Annotated in this window: 17 protein-coding genes; 10 read left to right on the top strand and 7 right to left on the bottom strand. The window is 64.0% G+C overall.

The features are described from left to right. Positions 1-18 precede the first annotated feature (18 nt). Positions 19-261 carry a type II toxin-antitoxin system VapB family antitoxin gene (locus LB543_RS02900; RefSeq protein ID WP_140812922.1) on the top strand — a complete coding sequence of 81 codons (243 nt, stop codon included), beginning with the start codon at positions 19-21 and terminating at the stop codon, positions 259-261. Further along, complete coding sequence (locus LB543_RS02895) at positions 261-653, top strand: type II toxin-antitoxin system VapC family toxin (protein ID WP_140758924.1); 393 nt, start codon at positions 261-263, stop codon at positions 651-653. Before LB543_RS02900 ends, LB543_RS02895 begins: the two co-directional genes overlap by 1 nt. A gap of 13 nt (positions 654-666) precedes the next feature. Here the strand turns inward: LB543_RS02895 and proC are convergent, their stop codons facing one another. The 3 genes from proC to LB543_RS02880 form a co-directional block, all read right to left on the bottom strand. Then, the gene (gene proC / locus LB543_RS02890) at positions 667-1,482 is read right to left on the bottom strand and encodes a pyrroline-5-carboxylate reductase (protein WP_224612989.1); all 816 of its coding nucleotides are present in this window, start codon (positions 1,480-1,482) and stop codon (positions 667-669) included. Positions 1,483-1,544: 62 nt separating this feature from the next. After that, positions 1,545-2,873 (bottom strand): O-antigen ligase family protein, encoded by a 1,329-nt coding sequence (locus tag LB543_RS02885; RefSeq protein ID WP_224612988.1) that lies wholly within the window; start codon positions 2,871-2,873, stop codon positions 1,545-1,547. Next, on the bottom strand, positions 2,842-3,840 hold the full coding sequence (locus tag LB543_RS02880; protein WP_224612987.1) for a glycosyltransferase family 2 protein: 999 nt from the start codon (positions 3,838-3,840) through the stop codon (positions 2,842-2,844). The genes LB543_RS02885 and LB543_RS02880 overlap by 32 nt, the downstream gene beginning before the upstream one ends. A 170-nt stretch (positions 3,841-4,010) precedes the next feature. On the opposite strand from LB543_RS02880, the gene LB543_RS02875 reads away from it, so the two are divergent. The 3 genes from LB543_RS02875 to LB543_RS02865 are packed head-to-tail and all read left to right on the top strand — an operon-like array spanning position 4,011 to position 6,906. Next, complete coding sequence (locus tag LB543_RS02875) at positions 4,011-5,183, top strand: glycosyltransferase family 4 protein (RefSeq protein WP_224612986.1); 1,173 nt, start codon at positions 4,011-4,013, stop codon at positions 5,181-5,183. Continuing rightward, positions 5,180-5,983 carry a WecB/TagA/CpsF family glycosyltransferase gene (locus LB543_RS02870; RefSeq protein ID WP_224596654.1) on the top strand — a complete coding sequence of 268 codons (804 nt, stop codon included), beginning with the start codon at positions 5,180-5,182 and terminating at the stop codon, positions 5,981-5,983. The genes LB543_RS02875 and LB543_RS02870 overlap by 4 nt, the downstream gene beginning before the upstream one ends. Further along, complete coding sequence (locus tag LB543_RS02865; protein WP_224612985.1) at positions 5,980-6,906, top strand: DUF6492 family protein; 927 nt, start codon at positions 5,980-5,982, stop codon at positions 6,904-6,906. Before LB543_RS02870 ends, LB543_RS02865 begins: the two co-directional genes overlap by 4 nt. A 107-nt stretch (positions 6,907-7,013) precedes the next feature. On the opposite strand, the gene LB543_RS02860 is transcribed toward LB543_RS02865, so the two are convergent. After that, the gene (locus LB543_RS02860) at positions 7,014-8,309 is read right to left on the bottom strand and encodes a lipopolysaccharide biosynthesis protein (protein WP_140812917.1); all 1,296 of its coding nucleotides are present in this window, start codon (positions 8,307-8,309) and stop codon (positions 7,014-7,016) included. Positions 8,310-8,509: 200 nt separating this feature from the next. Between LB543_RS02860 and LB543_RS02855 the strand changes: the two genes are divergently transcribed. From LB543_RS02855 to LB543_RS02840, 4 genes are all read left to right on the top strand, one after another. Then, positions 8,510-11,110: a GNVR domain-containing protein gene (locus LB543_RS02855; RefSeq protein WP_224612984.1), complete on the top strand. Its 2,601-nt coding sequence runs from the start codon at positions 8,510-8,512 to the stop codon at positions 11,108-11,110. Positions 11,111-11,291: 181 nt separating this feature from the next. After that, on the top strand, positions 11,292-12,191 hold the full coding sequence (gene folD / locus LB543_RS02850) for a bifunctional methylenetetrahydrofolate dehydrogenase/methenyltetrahydrofolate cyclohydrolase FolD (RefSeq protein WP_224612983.1): 900 nt from the start codon (positions 11,292-11,294) through the stop codon (positions 12,189-12,191). 28 nt (positions 12,192-12,219) lie between these two features. Then, complete coding sequence (locus LB543_RS02845) at positions 12,220-13,218, top strand: GlxA family transcriptional regulator (protein ID WP_140758972.1); 999 nt, start codon at positions 12,220-12,222, stop codon at positions 13,216-13,218. A gap of 110 nt (positions 13,219-13,328) precedes the next feature. After that, complete coding sequence (locus LB543_RS02840) at positions 13,329-14,981, top strand: vWA domain-containing protein (RefSeq protein ID WP_224612982.1); 1,653 nt, start codon at positions 13,329-13,331, stop codon at positions 14,979-14,981. Positions 14,982-15,048: 67 nt separating this feature from the next. Here LB543_RS02840 and edd read toward each other — a convergent pair whose 3' ends face one another. From edd to zwf, 3 genes are all read right to left on the bottom strand, one after another. Further along, positions 15,049-16,872 carry a phosphogluconate dehydratase gene (gene edd / locus LB543_RS02835; RefSeq protein WP_224612981.1) on the bottom strand — a complete coding sequence of 608 codons (1,824 nt, stop codon included), beginning with the start codon at positions 16,870-16,872 and terminating at the stop codon, positions 15,049-15,051. Positions 16,873-16,945: 73 nt separating this feature from the next. After that, the gene (pgl, locus tag LB543_RS02830) at positions 16,946-17,662 is read right to left on the bottom strand and encodes a 6-phosphogluconolactonase (RefSeq protein WP_224612980.1); all 717 of its coding nucleotides are present in this window, start codon (positions 17,660-17,662) and stop codon (positions 16,946-16,948) included. Then, positions 17,644-19,116 carry a glucose-6-phosphate dehydrogenase gene (gene zwf, locus LB543_RS02825; RefSeq protein WP_140758936.1) on the bottom strand — a complete coding sequence of 491 codons (1,473 nt, stop codon included), beginning with the start codon at positions 19,114-19,116 and terminating at the stop codon, positions 17,644-17,646. Before zwf ends, pgl begins: the two co-directional genes overlap by 19 nt. A 305-nt stretch (positions 19,117-19,421) precedes the next feature. Between zwf and LB543_RS02820 the strand changes: the two genes are divergently transcribed. Beyond that, a complete protein-coding gene (locus tag LB543_RS02820; RefSeq protein WP_224612979.1) occupies positions 19,422-20,168 on the top strand; it encodes an SDR family oxidoreductase in 747 nt (248 codons plus the stop codon). Positions 20,169-20,186: the final 18 nt, after the last annotated feature.

Genomic DNA, 20,186 nt, shown 5'->3' with positions numbered 1-20,186 from the left:
GTCGCCGAGGATCGACCAATGAACCTCCAAATCAGAGACCCGCGTGCACGCGAACTGGCACAGCGACTGGCCGCCAAACGCAAGATTTCGATGACCGAAGCGGTTATCGAAGCGCTTGAGTCTGAATTGAAACGGGAAAACGGACACATCCCCCTGGCGAAACGGCTGGCTGCCATCGCGGATGAACTTAAAGCCAAGGCCGGCCCCGGCGGCCGACCTATGAGCAAGGATGAAATCGACGACATGTGGGGACATCCCTGATGTTCGTTGACACCTCCGTAATCGTCGCAATTCTTTCGGGAGAAGGGGATGCCGGCGAGTGGAGCGACCGGATGGCGGCTGCACCTCACAAGATAACGTCCGCGCTGGTTGTGCTCGAAGCGTCGATGCGGCTTTCTACGATGCTTGCTGTCGAACCGGTAGTCGCGGAAATGGCGATAGAGGCGCTGCTGAGCGAGGCCGAAATCGAAATTGTGCCGATCGACGCCGGCGATGCCAAACTGGCGATCCAGGCGTTTTCGGATTATGGAAAGGGACGTGGGCATCCCGCGCAGCTCAATCTTGCCGATTGCCTGTCCTACGCTTGCGCAAAGAGCCACGGCTCCGCGTTGCTCTACAAAGGCAACGACTTTTCGCACACGGATCTCGCCTAGCGAGATGTCCGCTCTACTTCCCCAGTTCGATCGACCTTAGCCGCGCCGCTTCCACTGCTTGCGTGAGCAGGTTGGTCAGCCGGTCTTCGCCCATCAGCACACCAAGCGCGGCTGCCGTCGTGCCGTTGGGGCTGGTCACCTGCTGGCGCAGCACACCGGGGTCCTCGCGGCTTTCGGCGGCGAGCGATGCGGCGCCGTAGACGGTCTGCATGGCGAGCAGCCTGGCGGTTGCCGTCGGCAAGCCGGCCTTTTCGGCAGCCACGGTCAGCGCCTCGATGAAATGGAAGATGTAGGCCGGACCCGATCCGGACACGGCGGTCACCGCATCCATCAGGCTCTCGTCATCGATGGTGGCCACTTCGCCGCTGGCCGACAGGAGGTCGGCGACGAAGCGCTTGGCGTCGTCGGAAACCAGGGGATTGGAAAACACCACCATCATGCCCTTGCCGATCGCCGCGGGCGTGTTGGGCATGCAGCGCACGATAGGCGCGCGGTTGCTGAGGATTTCCTCGAAGGTGGCGGAGGGCGTGCCGGCGGCGATGCTGACGAAAGTGGTGCGGCCGTCGCCGAAGCGCTTGTAGGCGGTGGTGACGTCACGGATCACCTGCGGCTTCACGGCAATGACGACGAGTTCAGGCACGGCATCGGCCGGAATGGCTTCGGCTTCCGCCGCCGTGCCGCAGCCGAGTGCGGCGGCTCGATTGCGCAGGTCGGCATTGGGCTCGACCACGAAAACGGTCGACGGTGCAAGCTTGCCGGACTTCAGCCAGCCCGAGAGCATGGCGTAACCCATATTGCCGCAGCCGGCGAGAACAAGCCTGATCGTCATCGAGAGCCCTCCGAGGAGAAAGGCCATGACATAGACGCTCGCGGGTCGGTGGGAAAGCCCTCTCAGGAGCGCTGGACGGGCATGCGCACCGCGATCGGCCGCAGCGACACTTGCCTGAGGCCCAGCACGCCAAGCACGAAGAACAGCCAGACCGGATCGCCACGATGGAAGAAGAAGCTCTCGAGGAATGCGTTGAGTGCGGTGAACAGCACCACCATCATGAAGAAATCACCGAGATAGATGTTCTCCTTGCGCAGCGGAATGCGCATGTAGTCGCGCAACGGTGCGATGAGGAAAGTGTAGACCGCCACGCAAAGAGCAGGGATGCCCATCAGCACGGCGATGTCGAGATAGCCGTCATGGCCGTGCACGATGGTCCTGATGTCCCACGGGCGGTCGAAGGGCTGGTCCTGGTTGAGCAGCAGCGGCGTGCCCCAGAAGCTCTCATAGCCGTAGCCGGTCCACGGCTTCTTCGCCAGCATCGAGCCGGCGAATTCCCACAGCGTCGTGCGGCCGGTATAGGTCAGATCGGGGAAGTAGATCGCAGCCAGGTGCTTCACCGGCGGCAGGAAGACGATGCCCAGCGTGCCGACCGCCGTGGCGATGATCGCCAGCGTAAACAGGATCGGCGTACCGAGCCGCATGCCCATCAGGCTCGGAAACATCACGATCAGGATCGAGAACGGCACCAGCCCGGCGGTGGTCTTAGAGCCGGTGTGCAGCATGAAGATCATCGCCGCGCAGAAGATACCCGCGCCCCACCAGCGTTGCCCGCGCCGGTAGAGATAAAGGCCGGCGAAACTGAAGCAGGCCATGATCGGTCCGGCGATGTTCTTGTGGGTGAACACGCCGCGCCACAGGCCGGCATGTTCGGGCTCCTGCGAATCGGCCGTGTGCATCGCCTCGTGCGGAAAGACGATCAGGCCGAGATAGGACAGCCCCATCACCACGACGGCGGTGAAGATGATGACCCTTGAGAAAGACTCGGCGTCGCGCGGCAGCGCCAGGATCGTTGCCATCGTCAGGATGCCGATCATGGTGAAGGACGCCGCGCGCATCGCCGACGGCGGGTCGGTCGCCAGCACCACCGACAGGAAGAAGAAGCCCAGCATCAGTATCCAGGAAGGGCTGAGCAGTGAGCGCACGACACGCGGATCGGCGAAGGCCATCAGCGAGAAGATCGAAACCGCGCCGAGCGAACCAAAGCCGAGCTGATTGACGATGTCGCCGCCTTCGCCGGAGAGTTCGGCGCCGGCCGGCTGGAACGGGCGGAAGGACACCATGATGACGGTGAACAGCAGGGCGGCGATCGCGGTCGCCACGCCCCCGCGCGTGAACGCGGCGCTGAGCGGGGCGCGCTCAGTTTTTCTCAGGCTGGCGGTATTGCTCATTGGCATATCCGAATTCGGCCAGCACACGGCCGAGCGCCACATGGACGGGATAGATGGCGATCGCCGGCGATCCCGTGCGCGCCAGCCGAATCACGCCGCGAAGCGGCGAGGCGGCAAGCAAGGCCAGGCTCTTGGCGAACACCTTGGCACCGGCGAAGGGGGTGCCGGCGCGCTTCTTCTTTTCCACCAGCGTCGAGATGACACCGTTGCGCAGGCTGCGGGCACGGATCCAGTCGGTCTCGAGGCGCCGGGCCGGAACGGTCTCACGCACCTTGGCTTCTGCACACCAGCCCAACACGAAGCCCCGTTGTGCCGACCGGCTGAGAAAATCGGCGTCGCCGCCGCCCATGAAATTGAATCTGAGATCGAGGAAGGGCGGCCCCATCGCGGTCAACACGTGGCGCCCGACCAGAAGATTGCCGGACGAATAGAGCGCGGGCACCCGTCCCGTCTCCCGGTAGGGGGGCGCGAAGACAGGATGCTCGGCCCAGGTCGCATGGGCGGGATCGGCAAAGACAGGCACCTGCGGGCCGCCGACGATATCGGCGCCGAGCGTTTCGGCTGCGCGGCACATCCGCTCCAGCCATCGCGCATCGGCGATCTCGTCATCGTCGATGACCAGCAGATGCCTGAAGTTCGGGAAATGCAGGATCGCCGTCTGCCAGCCGGCATTATAGGCACTGCAATTGCCGCGTTCATGCGCGATGACGACCATGCCTGGTATCTCGCCGCGCTCGAACAGCGGCAGCACCGCTTTGGCGCCTTCACGCGCCTCCGCCTCGTTTTCCATGACGATGACGGCAAAGCACCTGCCGGTTTGCTGTGCGCGCAGCGATGCAAGTGTCTCCAGCACCTGTTCGGGTCGCTTGAAGGTCGGCAAGGTGACGATCGCTTCGACCGCCTCCACCTTGAGCTCGGGAGACCGTCCCGCGATCGATACCGAACCGTCCAATGGCAAAGGGATCATCCGTATCCAGCCGCGTCGTGAGTCGCGTTCTGGTAGCATCACGGTGATAAGGTTTCGTTAATCACCTTGCGCGGAGAAGCCCGCCGGGCATGGGCTTTGGGGCGTTGATCGTGCTCGTTTAATCAAGGGTTCACCGCGCTTTGCTACCGGCTACACCACAGGATAGTGAGATGCATCTGCTGTTCGCCACATCGATCGTGCCCGACGGTGCTCTCGCCTCGGGTTACGAGATCGCCAATGCCGCGATCATCGCCGCCTTGCGGCGCGCCGGCGCGCGCGTGACGGTCATCGGCTTCACCTGGCCCGGGAAAGCCGCAGTAGATCCCGAAAATACGGTGGTGCTTGGTGCGATCGACGTGCGCACCGAAAGTGCTTCGCCGCTGCAGAAGCTCGCCTGGGTCGGCAAGGCGATGGTTTCGGGCCTCACCTTCGCCTCGGTCAAGTTGCGTGCGGTGTCCGACCACGATGTTCAGGCCGCTATCGAACGAGCCGGTCCGTTCGATGGCTATGTGCTGAATTCGGTGCAGTTCGCCGGCGCTTTCGAAAGGCTCTTCGAAGACCGGCCTTCGATTTTCGTCGCCCACAATGTCGAGCATCTCTCGGCGCGGGAGAACGCCGCTGCCGCTGCTGGCATTTTCCAGCGCCTGCTGTTCCGGCGCGAGGCGAGGCTGCTCGAGCTGGTCGAAGAGCGCCTCTGCCGCCGCGCGCGCTTTGTCTTCGCGCTGGCCGAGGAGGATCGCGTGGCACTCGGTGTCGCCTCGGATGATCGCTCGGCGGTGCTGCCGCTGGTAACCGGCGCCACGGCGCCAGCCCGGAAAGACCGGCGCCCGATCGACTGCGACGCGGCCCTGATCGGCACCTGGACCTGGCAGCCGAACCGCATCGGCCTCGACTGGTTCCTGGGCAAGGTGGTGCCGCATCTGCCGCCTGGTTTCCGAATCCGCATCGCGGGCCACATGCCTTCCGGCGTCACCCCGACGCATCCGGGCGTCCAATTTGTCGGCCGCGTTCCGGATGCCCGGGCTTTCGTCTGTGGCGCGGCCGTCATCCCGCTGATCAGCACCGCGGGCAGCGGCGTGCAGTTGAAGACCATCGAGACCTTCGAGCTTGGCCTGCCCTCGGTCGCCACCAGCCGCTCATTGCGCGGCATCGACCACCGGCCTGCCAATTGCGTGGTCACCGACGATCCGGCCGGCTTCGCCCAAGCCCTGCAGGCTGCCGCGGCCAATATCCACGATATCGATGGCAGCACCTTCCATCGCCAGCAGGTCAAGGCACTCGACGTCGCGATTCGTGTCGGTCTCGAAAAGATAGGCGCCGTCAGGCAGGAGGTGTTTGCATGAACATGCACGCCCGCGCCGCGTTCGGACTCGACAGTCTGAAAATGATCCTCGGCATCCCGGTGCTCGGGATCCGCTGGGACGATGCAATTGCTCTGCTGAACCGATTGATCGCCGAGCGGCGCTTCACCAAGGTCAGCTTCCTCAACGCTCACAATGCCAACATCGCCTATACCGACCCGGTCTTCGCCGAGGCGCTCGACGATTTCCTCATCCTGCCGGACGGCATCGGCGTCGATCTCGCCGCGAAGCTTCTCTACGGCGCGCCGTTTCCCGACAATCTCAACGGCACCGATTTCGTGCCGGCCTTTCTGCAGGCTTCCAAGAGGCCGCTGACCGTGGGGCTGCTCGGTGCGACCCGTGTCAACGCCGAGGCGGCGTCGGTGAAGCTGGCGGCGCTTGCGGTGCAGCACAACTTCGTGGTCATTCACGATGGCTATTTCTCCGCCGCGCAGGAGCCGGAGATCATTGGCCGGATTGCAAAACTACGGCCTGACATGCTGCTCGTCGCGATGGGGGTGCCGCGCCAGGAGCTGTGGATTGAACGCCACATCGACGAACGCCATTGCACGTTGCCGGTCGCTGTCGGCGCGTTGCTCGATTTCCTGAGCGGCTCGGTGCCGCGCGCCCCGCTATGGATGCGCCGCCTGAGGCTGGAGTGGCTTTTCCGGCTGGCGATCGAGCCCGGCCGGCTCTGGCGCCGCTACGTGGTCGGCAATCCCCTGTTCCTGTGGCGGGTCGTCAAGCAGAAATGGTCGCGCGGCGCCGAGGCCATCGGAGATGCTCCCGGAGAGTTTCGTTGAACAAGCGCTTCGTCCCAGATCCGCTGGCCGGCCCGGGCCTGTTGCCGAAGATGCCGACGGCAGCGATTGTGACGGCAAGCTATGCCCCTGACTTCGAGCGCTGCCGCCTGCTGTGTGAAACGCTTGACCGCCATGTCTCGGGTGCCGAGCACCACTACATTCTGGTCGAACATCTCGACCTCGCGCTTTTCCGTCAATTGGGGACCAGCCGCCGCTCGATCGTCGATGAGCGGGATCTCCTGCCGGGCTGGCTGCGCGCCTTCGACGATCCGCTCAGCCTGTTTCGCCGCCGCGTCTGGCTCAGCATGAAGACCCAGCCGCTGCGCGGCTGGCATGTGCAGCAACTGCGCCGCATCGCCATATCGGCGCACGCCAGCGAAGACGTGCTGGTCTTCTGCGATTCCGACGTCGCTTTCCTGAAGGCGTTCGATTGCGGTGCCTTCTGGCGCGATGGCAGGGCGCGCTTGTTCCGCCGCGATGGCGTGCTCGCCGGTGACGGCCATGACAATCATCGCGTGTGGTCGCGCAATGCCGGCGCCACACTCGGCATCGACCCGTCCCGGACATCGGTCCATGATTATATCTCGACGCTGATCGCCTGGCGCCGTGACACGGTGCTTGCCATGTGCGGCCGAATCGAAAAGCTCCATGGCCGCGACTGGGTCGAGGTGATCGGTTCGGCGCGCAAATTCTCCGAATGCATGATCTACGGCCGCTATGTCGATGATCTGCTGGACGGAGCCGGCCACTTCCACGGTTCGGAAGAATTCTGCCGTGTCCATTGGACGGGGGAGGCGCTGTCGGACGACGAGTTCCGCCGCTTCGTCGCCAGCATGGCGCCGGAGCAGGTGGCGATCGGCATGCAGTCCTTTATCGGCACCGATGTCGGCCGCATCCGCCGCCTGATCGGGCTTGATCGTTGACTTGATCTAGAGCAATTCCAGGAAAAGTGTGTAACGGTTTTCCGTCCGGAATTGCGTAAAAACAAAGATTTAGAGCGGTTCAGGATTCTATCAAACGCTGAACCGCGCTAGATTGCCTTCGCCGGCCTGCGCAGCGCCGAATAGGTCAGCAGCATCGACGCGAGATAGAGCAGCAGGAAGACGATGTTGAGCGACACCACCAGATTCGATGTATCGGAAATGGTGGTCAGAACATAGGTCAGCAGCAGTGCCTTGAGGGCGGCGAGCAGGCCGAGGTTGAGCGCCCGCACCAGCGTCTGGCCGCGCGCGAAGAGAAGCTCGGCCTGGTATTCGACCAGATTGCGCAGTCCAGGTACGCAGATCGCCAGCGCCACCAGGGGGGCGGCCTCGGAGACATTCCTGCCGAGCGCGTTGGGGAAGAAATGCAGCACGATGCCAAGCGCCGCCAGCGCCAGCGTCGAGACCGCGAACACACCGCCCTCGATGCCGCTCTTGACCGCCAGCCGTGCGAGGAGTTCGGGCGCGCGCATCATGCGCTGCACGAGCATCATCGAGAAGGTGCGGATGGGAATCGCCGTCAAGTCGACAAGGCGCATGATGATGGCATAGATGCCGGCCAGATGCGGTCCGCCGATCGCCAGCACCAGCAGCTTGTCGAACTCCATCTGCAGGTAGAACAGCACCTCCGCGCCGGCCACATAGATGGAATCGGCGAGCCGCCGCAGATAGAGCTCGATGCGCAGCCGCAGCCGCTGACGCGGATAAAACCAGCCGAAAGCCAAAAGCAGCGAGGCTGCGTTGGCGCCGATGTAGAACCAAGACCAAACCCAGATGCTGTGCTGTGCGGAAAACATGAACAACACCGCGCCAAGTGCCCGCAATGCGGTGGCCAGGATCGCAAGAACCGCGGCTCGGCCGAATTTACCCAGCCCGTTGTTGACGATCAGTGCCACTTCCACCGGCCGCCACAGCAGCGCCTCGGCAAAGACGATCGCCGTGAATACCGACAGCGGCACGGTGCCGGCAAAGAAGATCAGGTAGACGCCGAACGAGGCGGCGGCCAAAAGCGGCAGCGAGGCGGCGCCGAGCACCAGGAAGCCGGCGGTGAAGGTGCCGATCAGATTGGGCCGGATGGTGGCGGTGCGATAGAGCGCCGAAATGAAACCGAGGGCAAGAATCCGCGACAGCATGACGCCAGCCGCCGAAGCGGTGGCGAACATGCCGAATTCGGCGATCGAGAGCGTATTGGCGAGCGCGATGAAATAGGCGAGTGAAAACACCAGTCGCCCGCCAGCACCGCTGATCGCCGAAAAATAGTCGCGCACCAGCCCCCGTCGTTCGGCCATGAAGGTGCCGATCCGCGCGAAGGTCCGCCTTTGCGGTATGTCTCTGGCCTCAGTCATACGTCAAGGAAATGCGTAGGCCGGAAAGTTTAACGTGCCGTTTTGAAGCCTTCAGATGTGTTGAAAGTTCTTGCAACCATGGCGTGAATTCCTGCCATCGTCTTCCGGAAATTAACCTTTTGTTTCCTATGCCTGTTTAGCGTGGCTTAACGAATGGCCGACCGCCGCTTCCAAGCGGCCAAGAGTAAAGCTCCACGATAATGGTCGACAGGGAAAACCGTGAGGACTGGAAGCGCGAGCGCTCCTTGCTGGCGCTTGGCCAGGCCGTGCGTGGCGAGGACGACGCTTCGCTTGTGTCGATAGGGGACCGCGCGGACCCTTCGTGGCGCGAGGATGCGGCCACGCGACATCGCCTGGCCCGTTCCCGGCGCGAGACGAAGGCGAGCCCGCCGCCCGCCGGTGACGCTGCGCGGTCCCCGCCTGACGAGGAGCCGCCGTTTGAAGCCGACGACGCCTGGCGTTCGCGGGGGGAAACCGGCACTGGCCATTTGCCATCCGACATGCCGCGCGCAAGGCCGACGCCGGAAGAACCTTCAGGGACGGGTCGCGCTCATGATGCAATCGAATCCCGCGCCACGGACGGAGCCGATACGTCCTCCGATGGCGGTGCGGACAGCCAGCAATGGAAACCGCTGATCGATCCGATGCTGGTGGTTCGCGGCGTCGCCAGGTCGAAGCTGCTGATCGTTGCGACCACGATACTGGGCGCCGGGCTCGGCATTGCCATCGCCCTGTCGATGCCCAAGAAATACGAAGCCACCGCCGAATTGGTCATCGAGCCAGGAGACCTGAAGCTCTCGGATCGGGATCTCACCCAGCCGGTGGGGCAACCCGATGCCGCGCTGGCTGTCGTCGAGACCCGGATCAAGATGCTCACCTCGGGGACCGTACTCGACCAGGTCGTCAAGGATCTCAATCTCGTCAACGATCCGGAGTTCAACGGTCAGGGCTCCGGCGGCCTCGGCGTCATGTCGCTCATACGCTCGATTCTGTTGCGACAGGACGGGTCGGTCGGTGCCGACGAGGTCCGCCGCCAGGCGTTGGCCGTCGGCAATCTGGCCGAGCGACTGTCAGTGGAGCGTGCAGGCAAGACCTTTGCCGTCTCCGTCAGCGCCACCACCGAGGATGCCGCCAAGTCGGCGCGCATCGCCAACACGACGACCAGCGTGTTCCAGCAGATGACGGCCAAATACCAGTCGGACATGGCCGGACGTGCGACGAGCGAACTGACATCCAAGCTCGACGGGTTGCGCAAGAGCGTCGAGCAGGCCGAGCGCAAAGTCGAGGATTTCAGGGCCACGCACGATCTTGTCGACGCGCAGGGCCATCTGATCAGCGACGATCAGATGCTGAAGCTCAACGAGCAGCTCTCCGTCGCCCGGGCCCGCACACTGGAACTGAATGCGCGTGCAGCCTCGGCGCGTTCGGTGGACGTCAATTCGATTCTGACCGGCACTTTGCCGGAAGAGATCAACTCCAACGCCATGAGCGATCTGCGCTCGCAATATGCGACGCTGAAGCAGGAAGCCGATCGTGCCGCGGTTCGGCTGGGGCCGCGTCATCCCGAACTCCAGGCTCTCGACGCCCAGATTGCCGGCGCGCGCGAGCGCATAGCGGCTGAACTGCGCCGCATCGCCTCTTCGCTTCAGGTCGACCTCAAGCGCGCTGTCCAGCTCGAACAGGACCTTGCGTCCCGACTGGCTCAGGCCAAGGTGCAAAGCGGCGACGTCAACAGCGACCTGGTTGCCCTGCGGGAACTGGAGCGGGATGCCACCGCCAAGCGGTCGGTCTACGAACAATATCTGCTGCGCGCCAAGGAGACCGGCGAACAGGAAAAGATCAACACCGCCAACATCAATGTGATGACCCCCGCTCAGCCTCCGCTCGAGGCAACAGGACCGTCGCGGGCGCTGGTGGCATTGGCCGGCCTTCTGCTTGGCCTTGCCGCCGGTATTGGCCTCGGCGCCTTGCGCGGGACCTATGACAGCCTGCGCGAGACGGCAACCTCGCGCTCCCGCCGCGAGCGCAAGCTGAACGAGCGCAAGGTGGACGAACGCAAGCTAGATCAACGCAGGGCGCCTCTTGAGGAGCAGTCGTTTCGAGCGGAGCCTCCGCCCGAGCCGCCAATGCCGGCAGCGCCCGTACCACCGCCCCCAGCACCGCCGCCGGTCACGCAGAACGAGGCCGCTCCCGCCGAAAGCTCCGGGAGGATCGGCGCACTCATGGCGAGACTGCGCAAGGCCATGTCCCGGAAATCCTCGGCCGAAGCCGACGACGACATCTCCAGCGAGTTCGCCTTACCCGCCTTTGCCGACAACGGCCGGCCGGCCAATGCTCCGACATTTCCTGGCTATCCGGAGTCCGGTTTCGGGCCTCGGCCGGCGGCCGGCCTGGATTATTCGCAGCCGCCTTTCCAGCCAGGCCCCGATGCCGGGTATGGACGGCAGATGGGGTCGCCCTCACGCTCGCCTCGGATGCCGCAACAGCCAACGTATCCGGCTCCGCCCTTGCCGTCCTCTCCCTATGCGCAGCCGTTGGGCTATCCCGGGCAGCCTCGGTCGCAGACGGGCCATTCCTATATGCAAGCCGAGGCGGGGCCATATGCGGCGCAGATGCCGTATCCGCCGCCCCCCGCTCCGACGCAGTCGTTGGCCCATCCAGCTGCCCCGCATGCGCGGCCGCTTCCGGTCGAGGAGGGTGGCGAACAATCATCGGTCGAAGAGATTCGCGCCAGCCTGCGTGAATTTCGCGAAGCGGTCCGCGAACTCACGGAAAGCCGCACCCGCCGCCGCTACTTCTGAGCTACCAGATAGGTTGCGGAGGCCGAACAAAACCGTGCCGGTTTCGCGTAAACGGCATGGGAAGGCGCTTTGACGGGATTGCGGGCTTGTATTTTCGTGACAATGCCGCGCTGCAGATCGCCGGCGCCGCTGTATTGTGTTTTTCCGAAGGCGGCAGGCGGAACGAAATTGAGGGTGGTTCATGGCCGAAGTGATTGACGGAAAGAGCGTCGCCGAAGACGTGGTGCGGATGGTCAAGGCGCTGACCGCCGAACTGGTCGCCAAGGGCAAGGCCAAGCCGGGTCTGGCCGTGGTCATCGTTGGCGAGGATCCGGCGAGCCAGGTCTATGTCGCCTCCAAATCCCGCACCGCAAAGGAATGCGGCTTTCATTCGCTTCAGCACACGCTGCCGGCCGAGACGTCCGAGGCGGCACTGCTCAAGCTCATCGCCGAGCTCAACGCCGACCCGGCCGTCAATGGCATCCTAGTCCAGCTTCCTCTGCCCGCCCATGTCGATGCCGGCAAGATCATCCAGGCGATCGCGCCGCAGAAGGATGTCGACGGCTTCCATTTCATCAATGTCGGCAAGCTCGGCACCGGCGAACTCGACACGGCTTTTGTTCCCTGCACGCCCGCGGGCTCGATGCTCCTGATCGAGCGCGTGCGCGGCAAGGACCTGTCCGGCCTCAACGCCGTCGTTGTCGGCCGTTCCAACATCGTCGGCAAGCCGATGGCCAATCTGCTGCTTGCCGCCAACTGTACGGTCACCATCGCCCACAGCCGCACAAAGGACCTACCGGCGCTTGCCCGCACGGCCGACATCCTTGTCGCCGCCGTCGGCAGGCCGGAGATGATCAGGGGCGACTGGGTCAAGCCCGGCGCCACCGTCATCGATGTCGGTATCAACCGCATTCCCGCCCCCGAGAAGGGCGAGGGCAAGTCGCGCCTCGTCGGCGATGTCGCCTATGCCGAAGCGGCCAAGGCGGCGGGCGCGATCACGCCGGTACCCGGCGGTGTCGGGCCGATGACCATTGCCATGTTGATGGCCAATACGTTAGCTTCGGCCTACCTTGCGGCCGGATTGAAGCGGCCTTCCTTCTGAGCCCGGGTTGACCCTGAAAGCCGCAGCTTTGCCGAATCCCTCTGTTTCCCCGGAACGGCCGGTCACGAATGATCCCGTTCAAGGCGGCCGGCAGTTCGCATTCCTGCTGGTAGACAAGTTCTCCATGTTCTCCTTGGCCGCCGCGATCGACACGTTCCGGTCGGCGAACCGCCTGCTTGGCCGCGATTTCTATGGCTGGACCACGGTCTCCGCCGATGGCGATCCGGTGATGGCCTCCAACGGCCTGCCGCTCAAGATCGACTACGCTGTCGCCGACCTGCCGCCGGTCGATATTCTTTTCGTTTCGGTCGGCCTGACCACCGAATTTCCTGGCAAGAGCAAGGTTCTGGCGGCGTTGCGCAGCTGGGGCCGGCGCGGCAACGCGCTTGGTGCCTTGTCGGTCGGATCCTACCTGCTGGCCGAGGCCGGCCAGCTCGAAGGCTATCGCTGCACCATCCATTGGGAGAACCGCGCCGGCTTCGTCGAGCGCTTTCCCGACATCAACTGCACGGGCAATGTCTTCGAGATCGACCGCAAACGCTACACCTGCGCCGGCGGCACCACCTCTATCGATCTGATGCTGGAGATCGTGCGTGGCGATTTCGGCTCCAACCTCGCCAATGGCGTCGCCAACCAGTTCCAGCACGAGCGCATCCGCTCCGCCGGGGACCGCCAGCGCGTCGGGCCGGAGCGTGACCTGACGGGCAAGTCGGAGAAGCTCAGGCGCATCGTCGAATTGATGGCCGATCATCTCGACGAGCCGCTGTCGGCGGTACAGCTCGCCAAGTCCGCAGGCCTTTCGGTGCGCCAGGTGGAGCGGCTGTTCCTGCGCCATCTCAACGTCACGCCCGGGCGCTACTACATGCGGCTGCGGCTGGAGCGGGCGCGCGAATTGCTGCGTCAGACCAACATGCCGATCCTCGACGTGGCGATCGCGACGGGCTTCACCTCGCATTCCTATTTTGCCCAGAGCTATCGGCTGCAGTTTGGCCGCCCGCCCTCGGAAGAGCGCCGCACGACCTACTGAATTGGTACGCGGGAGCCTGTGCGAGCTTCGTTGACAGCGGTGGCTTGTGTCCCGGCACGCGCTCAAATAGCTTCGGCCGGCGGACGAGGGGGCTAACTCAGGAGATTTCGATGGCGGGACTTGCACGGAGCGTCGCTGCGGCGATCCTCCTTTTGTCGATGACGACATTCGGCTTTGCCGCCAACAAGGTCATCATCATCCTCGACGCGTCGGGATCGATGTGGGCGCAGATCGATGGCAAGCCCAAGCTGGAAATCGCCCGTGAATCGCTGAGAACCGTGCTTCAATCGGTTCCCGCGGACGACGAGATCGGCTTCATGGCCTATGGCCATCGCGAGAAAGGCAGCTGCGACGACATCCAGCTCATCGTGCCCCCTCAGCCTGGCTCGGCAAGCGCCATCTCGGCAGCCGCCGACAGTATGAAATTCCTCGGCAAGACGCCGCTGACGGCAGCCGTCAAGCAGGCGGCCGAAGCGCTGAAATACACCGAGGACAAGGCGACCGTCGTCCTCATCACCGATGGGCTCGAAACCTGCGGCGGCGACCCTTGTGCGCTTGGCAAGGAGTTGAAGGCGTCCGGCGTCGATTTCACCGCCGACGTCGTCGGCTTCGGCCTGACCGCCGACGAAGGCAAGCAGATCGCCTGTCTCGCTGACAACACCGGCGGCAAATACATCCAGGCTTCCGACGAGAAGGCGCTGCAGGAAGCGCTGGTCGAGACCGTCGCGGCACCAGCGCCCGAGCCGGCACCGCCCCCCGCTCCAGCGCCCGAGCCGGCAAAGCCCGAGTTCAATTTCATGCCGACCGTGGTGCTGGCCGAGGGCGGCGATCCCGTCACCGACGGCAATGCCTGGGAAGTCTACAAGGCCAAATCGGACGGCACGCGCGGCGACAACATCACCACCGAATACGGCGACTACAAAGCCAATCTGGAACCGGGCGACTACGTTATCGTCGCGCGCGACGGCGAGGCCAAGGTGGAGCAGAAGCTCAAGATCGAGGCAGGCCAGGTCTACAGGCCGCTATTCACCTTGAATGCCGGCACGCTCATCCTGCATCCGCGCCCCAGCCAAGGTGCCGATGTGGCCAGCGGGGCGGCTGTCGTGATCGCCTATCCGGGCGTCGACAACCCCCCGACCTATTATGGAGACACGAAAGTCGTGTTGCCGGCCGGCGAGCAGAAAGTGACCGTCACGATCGGACAGGGCGTGGTCACCGAAACAATTCCACTCGCTGCCGGCAGGGTGGTCGACAAGGACATCATCGTCGGCGTCGGCCATGTCGTTGCCAACGCCTATTATGCGGCCGGAGGCGACAAGGCCGATGGTTCAGGCATCGGCTTCAAGGTGGTCAAGGCCAAGAAGAAGATCGACGGCACCCGCGACGAGGTCACGTATGCCTATGGCCCCGACAGCAAGTTCGACCTGCCGCCCGATGACTATGTGTTGATCGCGACGGTTGACCTCGCGGTCGTGGAACAGCCTTTCAGCGTCAAGGTCGGCGAGTTCCAGGACCTCAAGGCCACCATGAATGCCGGCGTGCTGGCGATCACGGCGCCCGGCACCTCCAAGATCGAGATTTTCGAGACGAAGAAGGACATCAATGGCAATCGCAAGTCGATCGGCTACGCCTATGACGAGAAGTATCAGGCCGCGATAGCGGCTGGCGATTACGCGGTGATCTCGGAGAAGGCGGACAACAGCAAGAAGGAAGGCACCGTGACCGTGAAGGCTGGAGAGCGGGTTGAACTGACGGTGCAATGAGGATTGCGATTTCGACCAGCAAAAAGGGCGGCCACGAGCCGCCCTTTTTCATGTCGCATGGAATGCGTCAGGCGGTTCCGAAGGCACTGGCGCCGTGATCGGCGCGGCCCACCAACTGCCGGAAGCCAGCGAAAAGCTCGCGACCGAAGCCGAATTCGTTGCCGATCAGATCGGCTTCGGCGGTGCGGCGCAGCGCCATTTCGGTCCCTGGCACCAGCACCTCCAGCGTCCCGGCATCGGCGTCGAGGCGGATGACGTCGCCGTCATGGATCCGCGCGATCGGTCCTTCCTCGACCGCTTCCGGCGTCACATGGATCGCCGCCGGCACCTTGCCGGAGGCGCCCGACATGCGCCCGTCCGTGACCAGCGCGACACGTTGGCCGCGGTCCTGCAGGATGCCGAGCACTGTGGTCAGCTTGTGCAGTTCCGGCATGCCGTTGGCCTTCGGCCCCTGGAAGCGGATGACGGCGATGAAATCACCGGTGAGCGTACCGGCCTTGAAAGCGTCGTTCAGCCCCTGCTGGCTATCGAACACCTTGGCCGGCGCCTCGATGACGCGTCGCTCCGGCTTGACGGCCGAAGTCTTGATAACGGCATGGCCAAGATTGCCTGAAAGCACCTTGAGGCCACCGGTCGGCTGGAACGCCTTGTTGAACGGCGCCAGCACCTTTTCGTCGCCGCTGTCACGAGGCGATGCCTCGCGCACCACGCTGCCGTCGGCGCCGAGCTTTGCCTCGACCGCGTAGGGCCGCAGGCCCTCGCCCCACACCGTCTGCACATCCTCGTGCAGGATGCCTTCGTCGAGCAGTTCGCGGATCAGGAAGCCGAGCCCGCCCGCCGCGTGGAAATGGTTCACGTCGGCAAGGCCGTTCGGATAGACGCGCGCGAGCAGCGGCACCGCTTCCGAGAGATCGGAAATATCCTGCCAGGTCAGCGCAATGCCGGCGGCAGCCGCCATGGCGATCAGGTGGATGGTGTGGTTGGTCGAGCCGCCGGTTGCATGCAGGCCGACGACGCCGTTGACGAACGAGCGTTCGTCAATCATCCGCCCGACCGGCGTATAGGCATTGCCCAGCGCGGTGATCGCCAGCGCCCGCTTCGTCGCTTCGCGGGTCAAGGCATCGCGCAACGGCGTGCCTGGATTGACGAAGGACGCGCCCGGCGTGTGCAGGCCCATCATCTCCATCAGCATCTGGTTGGAATTGGCCGTGCCGTAGAAGGTGCAGGTGCCTGGCCCATGGTATGACTTGGACTCGGCTTCCAAGAGTTCGGCGCGACCTGCCTTGCCCTCGGCATAGAGCTGGCGGACCTTGGCCTTCTCATCGTTGGGCAGGCCTGTCGTCATCGGGCCGGCCGGAATGAACACCCCCGGCAGATGGCCGAAGGTCAGTGCGGCGATCACCAGTCCCGGCACGATCTTGTCACAGACGCCGAGATAGACGGCGGCGTCGAACATGTTGTGCGACAGGCCGATCGCGGCTGCCATGGCGATCACGTCGCGCGAGAACAGCGACAGCTCCATGCCGGGCTGGCCTTGTGTCACGCCATCGCACATCGCCGGCACGCCGCCGGCGACCTGGGCGATGCCGCCGGCCTCGTGCGCGGCCTGCTTGATCAGGGCCGGGAAGGTCTCGAAGGGCTGATGCGCCGACAGCATGTCGTTGTAGGAGGTGATGATGCCGAGATTGGGCACCTTGTCGGCGCCGAGCGCCAGCTTTTCCGAGGGGCTGCACACCGCGAACCCGTGGGCAAGATTGCCGCAGGACAGCACCGACCGGTTGGCGGTCTGGTTCGACGCTTCGGCGATACGGCTGAGGTAACGCTCACGGCCCGGTTTGGAGCGCTGGCGTATCCGCTCGGTGATGGCTTCGATATCGCGTCTTGCAGTCATGGCATCAGGTCCTTTCAGCCGAGGTCCCGGAAACATCCTCCCGCCGTTGCCGGGACCATTTGTAAACTTGAAATCAGGGCGCCCAGAAAACCTCCACGGGCTTGGGCGATGCGTCGAGCACGGCGCGGATCGGCTTACGCGGTCCGGGCGCGATAGCGTTGTCGAAGGCGACGCGCTTGTCCTCACCCTCTATGTGCAAGGCGAGGAAACCCGCGTCGATGATGCGGGCGAGCGTCAGGGTCAGCCGCGGCTCGCCGGCGCTTTTGGCATGAACGGGCAGGATGATCCGGCCGGAGGCCGGGTCGAGCAGCTTCGGCAGATCATCGGCGTCGGGAAAGAACGAGGCGGTGTGGCCGTCTGGTCCCATGCCGAGCACCGCGACATCGAGCGGCCAGGGCAGGGATCGCAGTGCCGCATCGTCGGAAGCCGCGGCATCCTCGATGCCGATGGCATCATGATAGAGCGGCACGAAACGGGCCGCCTTGGCCGCGTTCTGCAGCAGGTTTGCTGCCAGCAGCCCGGCATTGGATCGCGGCGAGGAGGCCGGCACGAAGCGTTCGTCGACCAGCGTCACGATCACCTTGTCCCAAGCGATCGGCGCCGCCGAGAGCGCGGCGAAGAACTTTGCCGGCGTCGTGCCGCCGGAGACAGCCAGCAACGCCACCCCGCGCCGGTCGATCGCCTTCGTCAGGCGGTCGGCGACGCGGCCAGCCAGCGCCGAGGCCAGCTGCGGACGGTCGGCAAAGGCATTCCAGTTGTAGCCGGCGCTGTTCAATTGCTCTCGTGCCATGTCCGCCCGTCACGTTCGATCAGCGCTATCGATGCCGACGGCCCCCATGTGCCTGCCGTATAGCCCTGTGCTTCCTGCTTGGCGCCTTCCCAGGCATTCTGGATCGGGTCGATCCACTTCCAGGCGGCTTCCACCTCGTCGCGACGCATGAACAGGGTCTGGTTGCCACGGATGACATCCATGATCAGCCGTTCATAGGCGTCGGGCGCGCGGCCGTCGAAAGACTGCGCGAAACTCATGTCGAGCGAGATCTGACGCAGCCGCATGCCGCCGGGGCCCGGATCCTTGATCATGATGTACTGCTTGACGCCTTCGTCCGGCTGCAGCCGGATGACCAGTTGGTTGGCGAAGATCGGCCCCGCGCCGCTGTCGCCGAAGATCGAATGCGGGATCGGCTTGAACTCGATGACGATTTCCGAAACCCGGGTCGTCAGCCGCTTCCCGGTCCTGAGATAAAACGGAACACCTGCCCAGCGCCAGGTACCGATCTCGGCCTTGATGGCGACGAAGGTCTCGGTGTTGCTGTCCTTGCCGAGCTCCTCGACATAACCTTTCACCGGTCCGCCAGCCGACGCGCCGGCGCGATACTGGCCACGCACGGTGTGCTTGGGCGCTTCGTTGCCGTTGATGCGCTTCAGCGCCCGCAGCACCTTCAGCTTCTCGTCGCGCACCGCGTCGGCGTCCATCGACGACGGTGCTTCCATGGCGACGAGGCAAAGCAGCTGAAGCATGTGGTTCTGCACCATGTCGCGAAGCGCGCCAGCCTTGTCGTAATAGGTGACGCGGTCTTCCAGGCCAACGGTCTCGGCGACGGTGATCTGCACGTGGTCGATATGGGCGGAGTTCCACAGCGGCTCGTAGAGCGCATTGGCAAAGCGCAGCGCCATCAGGTTCTGCACCGTCTCTTTGCCGAGATAATGGTCGATGCGGAAAATCTGGCTTTCGTGGAAGTCGTCGCCGACCAGGTCGTTGAGCGCCTGCGCCGAGGCGAGGTCGCGGCCGATCGGCTTCTCCAGCACGATGCGCGAATTCGGCGTGATCAGATTGTGCTCTTTGAGCTTGTGCGAGATATCGCCGAACAGTGCCGGCGCCACGGCCAGGTAGAAGGCGCGGATGTGGTCGCTTTCGCCGATCGCCTTCTTCAGCTTGTCGAAGCCGGCGCCGCTCGTCGCATCGGCCGGGACGTAGGAAAGCCGCGCCAGGAAGGTCTTCAACTCCTTGGCATCGATGTCGGCCGGCTTGACATGGTCCGAAATCGCCTGCCTGGCGAAGGCCTGGAATTCCTCGTCGCTCATTTTCGAGCGCGACGTGCCGATGATGCGCGTCGGCTCGGAGAATTGATGGTCGCGCTGGCGGTAGTAGAGCGACGGCAGCAGCTTGCGCTCCGACAGGTCGCCGGTGCCGCCGAAGATGATGAAGTCGAAGGGGTCGACGGGGATGATCTGGCTGGTCATGGTCTGTCCGCTCTGACGCCGGTCGCGAGTACGCGGCTGATATATTCTAATCGATTTAAATTTTCCAGTGCCATGGTGTCACATCGAGGACCAATCGCTTGATATTGATTGGGTCCACCCGTGCGCTTGACACTGGCGCCACCTGGAGGCTTGTCGGTGGACGAAGACTCCGGAAGCTTTCGCAGTTGCAGCATAGAACGTGAATGTGACGAAAGCTAAGGGAGAAATCGTACCCGTCGCGGCACCGGCCGGGCTGTCAGCCCTTTTATGCAAGCTGCGCGATGAACCCAAGGAGCAGTAAACGCATGCGTCTGGAAAACAAGGTCGCCATTATCACCGGTGCGGCATCAGGCTTCGGCGAAGGCATGGCCAAGCGCTTCGCGCAAGAGGGCGCCAGGGTCGTCGTTGCCGATCTCAACGCCAAGGGGGCGGAACGCGTCGCAGGCGAGATCGGCGCGGCGGCAATCTGGACGCAGACCGATGTCTCGTTGCGCTCCGAGTTCGACGAGATGGTCTATGCGGCCAAAAGCGCCTTCGGCCGCATCGACATCATGGTCAACAATGCCGGATTCACCCATCGTAATGGCGACATGCTCAAGGTCGATGAGGAAATCTTCGACCTGATCACATCAGTCAACATGAAGGCGATCTATCACGCCGCGCTTGCCGTCGTGCCGATCATGGACCGGCAGGGCGGTGGCGTCATTCTGACCACGGCGTCCACCGCTGGCCTGCGGCCTCGGCCCGGCCTCACATGGTACAATGCCTCGAAGGGCTGGGCGATCACCGCCACCAAGTCGATGGCGGTGGAGCTCGCGCCGAAGAACATCCGCGTCAACTGCCTCTGTCCGGTGGCCGGCGAGACCGGCATGCTGGAGAAATTCATGGGCGCCGATACGCCCGAGATCCGCGAGACATTCCGCGCCTCGATCCCGCTTGGGCGGCTGTCCACTCCGCTCGATATCGCCAATGCGGCGCTATGGCTGGCCTCGGACGAGGCCGCCTTCATCACCGGCGTGGCGCTGGAAGTCGATGGCGGGCGCTGCATCTGAATGCGGCGATCTTCGGAT

Source organism: Mesorhizobium sp. ESP7-2 (assembly GCF_020164715.1).
Classification (GTDB): Bacteria; Pseudomonadota; Alphaproteobacteria; order Rhizobiales; family Rhizobiaceae; genus Mesorhizobium.
The sequence above is the reverse complement of the archived record's forward strand: the minus strand, read 5'-3'. Positions and strand labels throughout refer to the sequence as shown.